Source organism: Rhizobium sp. BK212, from assembly GCF_014197475.1.
Lineage (GTDB): Bacteria > Pseudomonadota > Alphaproteobacteria > Rhizobiales > Rhizobiaceae > Rhizobium > Rhizobium anhuiense.
On sequence record NZ_JACIFS010000001.1, the window covers coordinates 906,823 to 918,936 of the forward strand.

The window sequence follows — 12,114 nt, forward strand, 5'->3', positions numbered from 1 at the left end:
GCTTGTTGGTCATATCAGGCCGCGCGCCACGCGCGGCCTGAATCTCACTTCAGCTGGGAGGGAACTCTCCGGCGTCGCATCACATGCGACGCGCTCTAGCTCTTTGTGTCCTGATGACACGCATCAGTTGATCGGGCCCTTGTCGCCGGGCTTGCCAGGCAGCTGCTCGGGGAACAGCTCGTATTTGCCCTGCTTGTCGGCAGCCACCCACACGCGTTCGCGGATGATGGAGTCTTCAGCCCAGTTGAACATGAAGATCGGCGTACCCTGGGGCACGTTGGAGAACCGCTTGTTGATGATCAGCGCGCCCGGATATTCTGTCAGGCCGACGGTGTTGACGTGCTCCGTCGAGATCTTCTGATACTGCTTCATCAGATCGACGCGCTCGTCGTTGCTCTGGCTCGTCGTGAACTTGTTGACGACATCGACAAGTTCCTTTTCGAACGGCATCAGATCGAGCTGATCGTCCTTGCCGGCACGATGGTGCCAGCTGGTGCGCGGACCGACAGGGGCAAGCTGTTCGGTATTCTGCACCACCGACGACAGTTCCGTCGTATTGCGCTGGATCAGCCAATCAAAGCGGCCGGCATAATGCGCTTCGTCGCGCTTTGCACCGTCGAGCCCATTGAGGATGACCTTCAATCCGAGCTTTTCCATCTGGCCGACGACACCTTCGGCGAGGCTCTTGTCTGTCGTGTAGTCGTTGTTGACGAGCATGACGATTTCGACATTCTTGCCGCCTTGCGTGCCGGACGGGAAGTTCACGATGCCGTCGCCATCCGTATCCTTGAGGCCGGCCTTGGCGAGTTCCGCCTTGGCACCCTTAAGATCATAGGGGTAGTAAACGGTCGAGTTGCGGTCGTAGAAGCTGGTGCCGGAGGAGAGCCCACCGGGATAGATCGCGGTAAACGGTCCCTTGACCAGCGAGTCGCCGATTGCCTTGCGGTCGAGCGCCATGGTGACGGCCTTGCGGAAGTCCTCGTTGCGGTTCAACTCGCGGATCGCCTCACCGCGCTCGTCCGGGTTGCCCCAGCCGTTGGCGGAGAAGTTCATGCGCAGATTGTAGCCGATCAGGCGCGGGCCGAAGGCAAGGCGGGCGGGTGCGGTCTTTTCGGCGGCTCGCTTCAGCGACGCGACGAAGTTTTCCGGCTGCTCGAGGTTCGAGATGTCGGCTGATCCGGCCACGGCCTGAACGTCACGGTCGGCCCAGGTCGAGAGCTTGTAGTGCAGCTCATTCAGATAGGGCAGTTGATCGCCCTTCTCGTCGACCTTCCAGTAATAGGGGTTGCGGCGCATGACGATGATGTCGTCCGGGCGATATTCGACCGGTACCCAGGCACCCATCACCGGCATGTTCATGAACTCGGGCGGGAAGGCGTTCTTGAACTGGTCATAGGTGTTCTTCGAATATTTCGGATGCTTCGACTTCAGGATGTGCGACGGACCCGGGCAGAAATTCGGGTAGGACATCGTGTAGAGATATTGCTTCGGGAAGGCCTCCTTGAAGGTCCATTCGACGGTGTAATCGTCGACCTTCTTCAGCGTCGTGCCGACGCCGAAGGCTTCCGGCGAGGCGCCGCCGCCGAGCGGCGAAACGTTCGGGTCGATGACTTCGTCATCCCAGTAGAACATGATGTCGTCGGCATTGAATGGCGCGCCGTCAGACCATTTGGCGCCTTCGATCAGGTGCATGGTCAGCTTATGGCCGTCTTCGGACCAATCCCAGCTCTTGGCGAGGTTCGGCAGCGGCTCGGTGTCTGAGGCCTGTACCTGGAACAGCGGCGCGGTGCGCGTCAGGCATTCGGAAAGGCCGATATCGATACCGCCCCAGCCCTGCGTCTGGCCGGCGCCGTAGTTCCAGCCTTCCGGCCGGCCGCCGATGACGTGGCGCATCGTATCGCCGTAGACGCCGATACCGTCGGGCATATTGCCCGTCTTGAAGACCAGCGGCTCCTTCGGCAGCCGGTCCTTGACCGGCGGCAGCTTGCCGGTGGCGACGAAATTCTTCGTGACCCAATCCGGCTCATGATATTCGGGCAGCGCCTTGAACTCCAGGATGGAGTCGCGCGCCACATATTTGATCTTGCCTTCGGCCGGAAAGTCCGCCGGCGCCGGCGGGATGGTTGCCTCGGAAGCATATGCATTCAGCGCCGCGGCCGAGACGCTGAGCGCCAGCCCGGCAAGAATGCCCAGATTGCGGAAATTCATCATCGTTTCTCCCTCTGTTCCGGAGCGCGGGTCACACGGCTCCTTTTCCTCGCACGACATGAAAGCGGGCTTGATGTCACGGATTTCCCTCCCGGAAACCCATGACGACCCAACCTTCACAAAACTTAGACGGCCTGCTTCAGCGCCGCCTTTTCGGCGCGCAACTCCTCGATCGAGCGGACGTTGCGGCGCGCAGCCCCCGCCCAGTCGCGGGTCTGCACCTTCGATTTCGACAGCCGCTCCTTGGCGGCCGGCACGGCATCGGCATATTGCGGCAGCCAGCGTGCCTGGGCAACGACCATCTCGTCGACCATCTGCCAGACTTCCTCAGGCGTCGAGACGGCGCCGACCAGCGGATCGTGCAGCACGGCGAGCTTCAGGAGATCGATGTCGCCTGAAACAGCCGCATGCACCGACATGCGCTGGACGTTGATCGAGGCAATGCAGGTGGCGGCACAAGCTTCCGGCAGGGTGACGCCGGAGACCATGTTGATGCCGAAGCGGTCGACGAAGCCGGGCGATTCGATGATCGCGTCGGACGGCAGGTTGGTGATGACACCATTGTTCTTGACGTTGAAATGGCCGCGATAGACCCTGTTCGTCTCCAGCGCCTCCAGGATGTGGCTGGCGTGTTCGTTCGAGCGCTTGGCAGGATCGATCGGCTTGGCGGCCGATTCCAGGAATTGCGGATATTCCGTCTCGAACCAGTTGCGCGTTTCGGTGGAGTGGCGGAGATAGCCGCCGGTCTCGCCGTGGATCCAGTCGGACATATCGATCCAGCGGGTGATTTCGTCCGGCCGTTTGCGATACCAGGGCAGGTATTCCGAGAGATGGCCGTTGCTTTCCGTGGAATAGACGCCGAAACGCTTCAGCACGTCGATGCGCAGCTTCTCCTGCTGCGAATAGACGGGGTGCGCCTCGAAGGCGGCAACCAGCTCGTCCTTGCCGATCTTGCGGCCGTTGAGGCGCAGGTCGATGAACCAGGTCTGGTGGTTGATGCCGGAGCAGATGTAATCGAGTTCGCTCACCGACTTTGCGCCCAGCACCTCGGCGATCTGTTCGGCGCCGTGCTGGACACCGTGGCAGAGGCCGACCGTGTCGACCTTGCCGTATTCGATCGCCGCCCAGGTGTTCATCGCCATCGGGTTGGCATAGTTCAGGAACTTGGCACCCGGCTCGGCGACTTCCCTGATGTCCTTGCAGAAGTCGAGGATCACAGGGATGTTGCGCTGGCCATAAAGGATGCCGCCGGCGCAGATCGTATCGCCGACGCACTGGTCGATGCCGTATTTCAACGGGATGCGGATATCGTCGGCATAGGCTTCGAGGCCGCCGACCCGGACGCAGCTGATGATGTAACGTGCGCCTTCCAGCGCCTTGCGCCGGTCGGTCGTCGCCGTGACTTTCGTCGGCAGTCCGTTCGCCTCGACGACACGATCGAGGATCGCCTTGATCATTTCGAGATTGTGCTCGCTGAGATCCGTCAGCGCGAATTCGATGTCGCGAAACTCGGGAACGCACAATATGTCGGTAAACAGCTTCTTGGTGAAGCCAACGCTGCCCGCACCGATGATAGCGATTTTGAAACTCATGATCTTCACCTCGACCCAATCGAATGCTAGAGAAAAGATGGCTATGGAGGTTCAGGCCGCATGCCGGCGCATGTGGTTGAAAAAGCCGTAAAACTGCCTGTTTTCCTCCCGGCCGCTCTAATCGGCCGTGGTCTCTTCCTTCTTGTCGACCGGGATTATGCCCGAAATCGTCGGGGCGACCAGAGAAGGATTATGCTTTCAGGGGTAATTTTGTGCTGCAGGATTTAATTGCCAATGGACAGTCGATGAGGACGGTTTCGCTGCCCCGCGGCCGCCAGCGATTGCACGCCATGCCGACCAGTACCGGCTATGAGGTGCGCGAGAACGAGACCTATGACTGGGATGGCCGACGGCGCGGCCAGACGCCCTTCACGGTGCTGCAGCACACGATCAGCGGCAGCGGTCGGCTGCGCTACCAGAACCGCAATTATCGGCTTCAGGGCGGCGATACGCTGCTGGTGCTCGTCCCGCACAATCACCGCTACTGGCTGGAGAAGGGCGACCGCTGGGAATATTTCTGGATCTCGATGAATGGCGAGGAGACGCTGCGCATCCATCAGCTGGTGCTTTCCACGTCAGGCCCGGTGTTGAAGCTGCAGCCCTCGACCATCGATCATCTGGCCGATTGCAGCCTGCGCCTCGTCAGAGGCGCGACGTCGCCAGGTGCTGCCTCGGCGATCGCCTATGAGGCGGCCATGGCGCTCTACGACGATGTCTTCGGCTCGCCGGCCTTTGCCGCCGAGCTCAGCCTGATGCAGCCGGTGATCGACCATATCAACGCCAATCTCGACAAGCCGCTGCCGGTCAGCGAACTCGCCGGCATCGTCGGCCTCAGCCGCGCGCATTTCTCGCGCAGCTTCGCCGAAAGCGAGGGCATGCCGCCCGCCGAATTCGTGCTGCAGCAACGCCTGCAGCGCGCCGTCAAGCTTCTGACCAAGGCCGACTTCCTGCCGGTCAAGGAAGTCGCCATCATGTGCGGCTTCGAGGACGCCAACTATTTCTCGAAAGTCTTCCGCCGCGTCTACGGCACCAATCCCACCGAATTCCGAACGACGGGCATGTATGCCAGCATCGGCAAGCTGAAATAGCGGACCGTCCCAAGTCGCGTCAGGCCCGCACCTCGAACACCATGTTGAACGGGGTTTCGGTCGCGCGGCGGAAATGCGTGAAGCCGGCGTCGAGCGCCACCTTTCGAAGCTTCATTTCTCCCGCCTGTGCGCCGAGCCCGAGCCCGACCTCCTGGGAGAGCGATGCCGGCGTGCAGATCATCGTCGATGCTCCGTAAAAGACGCGGCCGACCGGATTGAGATTGTCCTTGAGATGGTCATGGGCAAAGGGCTCGACGATCAGCCATGTCCCGTTCGGCCCAAGCGTGTCCTTGACATGCCGGCCGGCGCCGACCGGATCGCCCATGTCATGAAGGCAGTCGAACATGGCGACCATATCATAGCCGCCGCCTGGAAATTCCGCCGCCGAGCCCTGCTTGAACGTCACGCGGTCGGCGACACCCGCATCTTCCGCGGCGGCCTTTGCCCTTTCGATCGACGGGCCGTGATAGTCGAAACCGGTGAAGCGGGACGCGGGATAGGCCTGCGCCATCAGAATGGTCGAGGCGCCATGACCGCAGCCGACATCGGCGACGCTGGCACCGGCCTTGAGCTTTGCCTCCACCCCGGCAAGCGCCGGAATCCATTCGTTGACGAGATGGCTGTTGTAGCCCGGGCGGAAGAAGCGCTCGGTGCCTCGGAACAAGCAGGTGCTGTGCTCATGCCAGCCGAGACCCTTGCCGGTGCGGAAGGCATCGGCGACCTTCGGCTCATCCATCCACATGGATTGCACGACCTCGAAGGCCCCCACGAAAAAGGCCGGGCTGTTTTCCTCGGCAAACACCATCGCCTGTTCCGGCGTCAGGCTGAAACGATCGGTTTTTTCATCGTAAGCGACATAGTCCGCAGCCGCCTGAGCGCTCAGCCATTCCCTGAGATACCGCTCCTTCACCCCTGTTTTCGCGGAGAGTTGCTGGACAGTCATCGGCGTTCCGTCGGCCATCGCCTTGAACAACCCCACCTTGTCGCCAAGCACGACCAAGGCCCCTGACATGGCGGCGCCGACGTCCCCAACAAGACGACCGACGAGCGCATCGAGTTTCTGCATATCTGGCTCACGCATTGTTACCTCCCGGGTGCGTGATGAAGGAACAGTTAAATTAGTCTTTAATAATATTCAGTCAATCAACCTTCCCGTTTCACCAGATGAGCGTGGAGTATTGACGGTCGAAAGAATGTAAAAGGCGGGATGAATAGGCCGTTCCATTCCGGCGCAATTTACGCGTGACTACATAATCCGGGGAGATTGCCATTCCACGAGAAGACCAACGTCAACCGCTCAAAACATCTTGTGTCGTCATGCGCTTGCTCTCATCATCGCTTGTATCGAGATTACATTTTTCATATCATCCGCGGGAAGCAGCGCTACACTTTTGATGCAAGGTTATTGTTTTGAGCCTATCTTCCGCCCAATGCCGCGCCGCGCGTGCCCTGCTGGCTTGGTCTCAGGACGACCTCTCATCGGCCTCAAAAGTCGCCAAAGCGACGATTGCCAATTTCGAGGCCGGGAAGCGTTCACCCTATGAGCGCACCCTTCAGGATATGAAGCACGCCCTGGAAGGCGGCGGGGTTGTTTTCATCCCGGAAAACGGCGGCGGCGCCGGTGTCCGCCTGGCAAAACGCGCAAGCCCCTCGATCGACACGAATGAGACCGAAATGGTTCAATATGAAGAATATCTCGAAAACGACGCACCGCCCGGTGCGGGTGGCTGAATGATGGCAAAAAAAGAGAAGCTCGAACATTCCGAACTGGCGGGAGAATTCACCGATGACGGGATCACCGTGCTCGTCGATATCTTCCGCACATCGGGCAGCAATGAAGACTGGACGATGGAAGTGGTCACGCAGGCGGAGGATCTGATCCGTTGGGACGAGCCATTTGCGACAGACCGGGAGGCTTTCGACGAATTCCTGGCCGTCGTCGCCAAGGACGGCATTCGATCGTTTCTCGAAGATGAAGAGCCATCCGTGCATTGAGGAAGATTCGTGAAGAGCATCAATGATCTAGTCGCATCGGCGAAAACCGTCTGCGATCGATACCGGGCCGGTCGGATGGAGCGCGAGACCGTGCGGGAATGGGTTCTCGGACTCGGCGCCTATCCGCCGCCGCATGGCGAGCGTGTACGGGAAGCGGCGGAATGGTTCCGATTGCACAATCGTGAGCCCGTTTCCGAAGATATCGTGCTCGCGGACATCGACCGGCTCAAGGCGATTTCAGCGCCGTGATCCCGGGGCGTGCGAACGACAGGCGGCCGGCTCAGCTCCTGCTTCGCATTTTCCTGGAATAGCTCCAGCCTCGCGAGCTGGCGCAATCACGCCGGTACTCGGCGGCGTAGGACCAATGACGATCATGAGCATGATGCATAATACCGCCATCGCAGCTTTCATGCGAAGAGGTCTGGAGGTTCCGCAGCAGAGCGGTATGGCGCTTCCGTTGAAAGCTGAGCCACTCTAGCCGCGAAGCGCAGGTCGAGCGCGGCTACTGCAATTCAAGGTGTTGCAGCGTCCTTTGCGCGTCCTATCAGACGCGCGGCGCTGCAGGTAAATTTTAATTCGTCCGATAGGCAGAAGGGACAGTACGTGGCCACATTTCCGGAAAAGGCAAAGGTCGTCATCATCGGGCTCGGCGGTATCGTCGGCGCCTCCATCGCGCATCATCTCGTCGAGCGCGGATGGGACGATATCGTCGGCATCGATAAGTCGGGCATCCCAACCGACATCGGCTCCACAGCCCATGCCTCGGACTTCTGTTACACCACGAGCCACGACTATCTGTCGGTCTGGACCACACAATATTCGATCGATTTCTACGAGAAGATGGGCCACTACGCCCGCATCGGCGGCCTCGAAGTGGCGCGGACCGGCGACGATACCTGGATGGAGGAAATCAAGCGCAAGCTTTCCTCGGCACGCGCTTTCGGCACGCGCGCCCATTATGTCAGCCCTTCCGAGATCAAGGAAAAGTTCCCGCTGATCGAGGAAGATCAGGTAATGGGCGGCCTTTACGATCCGGATGCCGGCCTCGTCATTCCGCGCTCGCAGACCGTTGCCGGCAAGCTGGTCGACGCCGCCGAAAAGGCAGGCAAGCTGCAGGTATTCGGCAACACGCCGGCAAAGTCGCTGATCGTCGAAGGCGGCCGCATCAAAGGCGTCGTCACCCATCGCGGCACGATTATGGCCGACCACGTCATCGTCTGTGCCGGCCTCTGGGGGCGCCTGATCGCGGAGATGGTCGGCGAAGACCTGCCGGTCATGCCGGTCGACCACCCGCTCACCTTCTTCGGTCCCTATAACGAGTTTGAAGGCACAGGCAAGGAAATCGGCTTCCCGCTGCTGCGCGACCAGGGCAACTCCGCCTATATGCGCGATACCGGCGACCCGGCGACGACGGAGGGCGGTCAGATCGAGTGGGGCTATTACGAAGCCACCAATCCGCGCATGTGCCATCCGCGCGATCTTCTCGAAAAACACGAAGCACGCCTTTCGCCTTCGCAGCGCGACCTCGAGATGGAACAGATCATCGAGCCGCTCGAGCGCGCCATGGAACTGACGCCGATCCTCGGCGAACTCGGCTATAACGAAGGTCACTCCTTCAACGGGCTGCTGCAGGTGTCCGCCGGCGGCGGCGCATCCTGCGGCGAGAGCCAGAAGGTGCGTGGTCTCTGGTATTGCGTTGCCATCTGGGTCAAGGACGGCCCGGGCTACGGCAAGCTGATCGCCGACTGGATGACCGATGGCCGGACTGAAATCGATCACAACAGCATCGATTACGCCCGCTTCTATCCGCATCAGTTGACGGAAGAGTTCATCGAAGGCCGCTGCTACGAAGCCGCCCAGAAGATCTATTTCCCGGCCGTTCACACCCGCGAACCCTATGCATCCGGCCGCAACGCCAAGCGCTCGCCCTTCTACGAGCGCGAAAAGGAGCTTGGCGGCTACTTCATGGAACTTGGCGGCTGGGAGCGCGCGCACGGCTACGCCGCCAACGAACACCTGCTGGAGAAATATGCCGACCGCGTCCCGCTTCGCGAGAACGAATGGGACAGCCGCCATTTCTGGCGCGTGTCGAATGCCGAGCATCTGGCGATGAGCGAAGATTGCGGTATCGTCAATCTCAGCCACTTCCACATGGTCGATATCGAAGGACCCGACCATGTCGAGCTGATGGAATGGCTGTGCGCCGCCAAGGTCGGCGGCGATGCAAACATCGGCAAGGGCATTTACACCCACTTCCTCGACGACGAAGGCATGGTGCGCGCCGACTTCACCGTCTTCCGCATGGCCGACCGCTGCCGTCTCGTCAACGGCGCCGATGCCGGCCCGCGCGACCTGCACTACATGAAGCGCGTCGCCCAGGACCGTGGCCTTGACGTCACCATCACGGACGTCTCGGAAAAATTCGTGACGATCGGCATCTGGGGTCCGAACGCGCGCGACACGCTGAAGAAGGCTGTCGCCGATCCGGCCGGGCTCGACCAGGAAAACTTCGCCTTTGCGGCGATCAAGCCGATCGAAATCGCCGGTAAGCCTGTCACCGCCTTTCGCATCTCCTATGTCGGCGAGCAGGGCTGGGAACTGCACATGAAGTATGAAGACGGCCTCGCCGTCTGGGATGCGCTGCGCTCGACCGGCGTGATGGCCTTCGGCGTCGAGACCTATGCAAACTCGCGCCGCATGGAAAAGAGCCTGCGCCTGCAGAATGCCGACCTCCTGACCCAGTACAATCTGATCGAAGCCGATCTCGCCCGTCCGAAGGTCAAGGAAGCCGATTTTCGCGGCAAGGCAAAACATCTGGAATACAAGGCGCGCGAGCACCAGCCGGCCATACTCTGCACGCTTGTCATGACCGAGAATACCGACAAGTCGGGCGTGAAGCGTTATCCCCTCGGCAACCTGCCGGTTATCGATCCCGCCACGGGAGAGGTTCTGGTCGACGAGCTTGGCCGTCGGTCCTACACGACCTCGATCGCCTACGGCCCGACGGTCGGAAAGAACATTGCCTTGGCCTATTTGCCTTGGTCGCATTGCCAGGTCGGACGCAGGCTGAATATCGAGTATTTCGCCGAGAGTTATCCGGTGGAGGTTGTCGGCGTCGGGTACAAGCCGATCTACGACCCAGAAAATCTGAAGCCGCGCAGCTAGAGCAGCTCAGCTTTTAACGGAGCACCGAACCGCTCTATCATTTTGTTCTTACGCAATTCCGGGCAAATCCGCTTCGCGCTTTGCCTGGAATTGCTCAAGGCACCTCAAGCCAGATGTGGCGCCACAACGGCGGCTTGATAAGCTCGCTCGAAACGCAGATCCGTCATCTGTTCCCGGCGCCCGCAAAAACTTGCTTGGAATTTCGCTGAAACACCGTCGCTGTCACCGTTTCCCAACGTCCATCGCATCGTCAGGGGCGGCTCGGAACGCGCCGCTTTGAGACCAGCCAGCAGCCAATCGCCCAGAGCGTGCCGTGCGCCGCCGAGTGACGTCCGCACCCGTTTCCAACGCTGTCGGCGCTGGCGCTATTTTAAGGTTGCCTCGCAGCCGGATTGGAAGTCAGGATGCGGCGAAGCCGTCTAGACGCGCTTTGGAATTCAATAGCGAGCCATGATGTTGCACGAAAACCGCTCACACTCTTCGGCATCATGCTCCGGCAAATGGACGGTCGATGCTTGATACTCTCACTTGGTCCGCAGTGCTTGCCGATCCCATCGTCCAGGCCGGGACCCTGGCAGTGGTCGGCGCGGTCGTTACGCGCATAGCGCTTCGGCCCTTCCCGAGCTGGAAGCTCGCCGGCCAGGTGTTTTTTTTCGCGGTACTGACCGTCCTGCTGCTCTATCACGACATCGTGCCCTACGAAGTTGGGCCGACGCCCGCGTCGACCTTCGAACGCGTCTTCATCGCCCTTGCCAAGGTGGTCTGGTGGATCAATGCCGCCTGGGCACTGATCGCCTTCGTTCGCGTCTTCCTGATCTTCGAGCGGCAACCGCGCGAAGGTCGCCTCGTTCAGGATCTGGTCATCGGCCTGATCTATCTCGGCGCGATCCTCTCGGTGGTCGCTTACGTCTTCAGCTTTCCCGTCGGCACGCTGATCGCCACCTCGGGTGTCTTTGCCATCATCCTCGGCCTTGCGATGCAAAGCACCCTGAGCGACGTCTTTTCCGGCATCGCGCTCAATCTCGGCCGGCCCTATACGATCGGCGACTGGATCGTGCTGAATGATGGCATCGAAGGCCGTGTCGTCGAAACCAACTGGCGTTCCACCCATCTGCTGAACGGCTCGAACGACCTCGTCGTCCTACCCAACAGCTTCCTCGCCAAGGTCGGGCTGACCAATCTCAGCAGTCCCGACCGCAGCCACGGGACGACGCTGATGGTCCGCGTCGTGCCGACGATCGGGCCGTCGGCGATCGTCGACGTCATGCGCACAGTCCTTTTGAGCAGCAACTCGATCCTGACCGAACCGAAACCCGGCGTGCAGATCAAATCGCTTACATCGGATGCAATGGAACTGGAACTCTCCTTCCGCGTCAGGGATATCGGCCAGGTCGGGCCAGCGAAGAACGAGATTTTTGACCTCATCTACCGTCACATCAAGGCCGCAGGCCTCACCTTGGCCCGACCGATCGATGCCGCGGGGCCGCTGCCCGACCGCCTGCAGTCGGAGGAGATGGCGAAGCCGCACCGGCCGACGCCGCTCAAGCTTCTCGACGCCATCCCGCTCTTTTTCTCGCTGACCGAAGACGAGAAGGAAACGCTCGCAGCATCGATGACGCGACGCACCTACAAGAAGGATGCCATCCTCATCGAACAGGGCGATACGGTCGCATCGCTGATGATCGTGCGCAGCGGCGCCCTTGTCGCCACGCGGCGGGAAGGCCACAAGGAAATCGAACTCGGCCGGCTGGCGCCGGGCGACTATTTCGGCGAAAGCGGACTGCTGATCGGCCTCGGCGAAGCCGCCAGCCTGCGGGCGCTGACCTTCGTCGTCGTCTATGAGATCGCCCAAGCAAGCCTGACGCCGCTGTTACACGACCGGCCAGGCATCGCCGAAGAACTTGCCGCCACCCTGTCGCGCCGAATCGAGACGGGCCAGCACTCCTTCGCAACTGAAGGCGCCACGCTGAACGGCGGCTCGGTGAGCTCGCTGGTGACGCGGATCCGCCATCTGTTCAAGGTGCCGCAGTAGCTCCCTAAATCAAAGAAACGGAGCATGACGTCGT

10 protein-coding genes are annotated in these 12,114 nt (G+C 60.7%); 7 read left to right on the forward strand and 3 right to left on the reverse strand.

Annotated elements, in window-relative coordinates:
• Nucleotides 1-123 precede the first annotated feature (123 nt).
• A complete protein-coding gene (locus FHT79_RS04315) occupies nucleotides 124-2,211 on the reverse strand; it encodes an ABC transporter substrate-binding protein (protein ID WP_047612783.1) in 2,088 nt (695 codons plus the stop codon).
• Nucleotides 2,212-2,333: 122 nt separating this feature from the next.
• The gene (locus FHT79_RS04320) at nucleotides 2,334-3,800 is read right to left on the reverse strand and encodes an alpha-glucosidase/alpha-galactosidase (RefSeq protein WP_047612781.1); all 1,467 of its coding nucleotides are present in this window, start codon (nucleotides 3,798-3,800) and stop codon (nucleotides 2,334-2,336) included.
• A 245-nt stretch (nucleotides 3,801-4,045) separates the two neighbouring features.
• Here FHT79_RS04320 and FHT79_RS04325 point away from each other — a divergent pair, with 245 nt between their 5' ends.
• A complete protein-coding gene (locus tag FHT79_RS04325; RefSeq protein WP_047612778.1) occupies nucleotides 4,046-4,888 on the forward strand; it encodes an AraC family transcriptional regulator in 843 nt (280 codons plus the stop codon).
• 19 nt (nucleotides 4,889-4,907) lie between these two features.
• Here FHT79_RS04325 and FHT79_RS04330 read toward each other — a convergent pair whose 3' ends face one another.
• Nucleotides 4,908-5,969, reverse strand: coding sequence for a class I SAM-dependent methyltransferase (locus FHT79_RS04330; RefSeq protein ID WP_097630772.1), 1,062 nt, complete (start codon nucleotides 5,967-5,969; stop codon nucleotides 4,908-4,910).
• 329 nt (nucleotides 5,970-6,298) lie between these two features.
• On the opposite strand from FHT79_RS04330, the gene FHT79_RS04335 reads away from it, so the two are divergent.
• From FHT79_RS04335 to FHT79_RS04360, 6 genes are all read left to right on the forward strand, one after another.
• A complete protein-coding gene (locus FHT79_RS04335; protein WP_097595650.1) occupies nucleotides 6,299-6,619 on the forward strand; it encodes a helix-turn-helix transcriptional regulator in 321 nt (106 codons plus the stop codon).
• 3 nt (nucleotides 6,620-6,622) lie between these two features.
• The gene (locus FHT79_RS04340; RefSeq protein ID WP_047613454.1) at nucleotides 6,623-6,883 is read left to right on the forward strand and encodes a hypothetical protein; all 261 of its coding nucleotides are present in this window, start codon (nucleotides 6,623-6,625) and stop codon (nucleotides 6,881-6,883) included.
• Between the two features lie 9 nt (nucleotides 6,884-6,892).
• Nucleotides 6,893-7,132, forward strand: a complete 240-nt coding sequence (locus tag FHT79_RS04345; RefSeq protein WP_047612774.1) for a hypothetical protein — start codon at nucleotides 6,893-6,895, stop codon at nucleotides 7,130-7,132.
• Nucleotides 7,017-7,361 carry a hypothetical protein gene (locus FHT79_RS32490; protein WP_080759866.1) on the forward strand — a complete coding sequence of 115 codons (345 nt, stop codon included), beginning with the start codon at nucleotides 7,017-7,019 and terminating at the stop codon, nucleotides 7,359-7,361. Before FHT79_RS04345 ends, FHT79_RS32490 begins: the two co-directional genes overlap by 116 nt.
• 125 nt (nucleotides 7,362-7,486) lie before the next feature.
• Nucleotides 7,487-10,048, forward strand: a complete 2,562-nt coding sequence (locus tag FHT79_RS04355) for an FAD-dependent oxidoreductase (RefSeq protein ID WP_097595649.1) — start codon at nucleotides 7,487-7,489, stop codon at nucleotides 10,046-10,048.
• A gap of 511 nt (nucleotides 10,049-10,559) precedes the next feature.
• Entirely contained in the window at nucleotides 10,560-12,080 is a 1,521-nt protein-coding gene (locus FHT79_RS04360) for a mechanosensitive ion channel family protein (RefSeq protein ID WP_097595648.1), read from the forward strand.
• The last annotated feature ends 34 nt before the right edge of the window (nucleotides 12,081-12,114 follow it).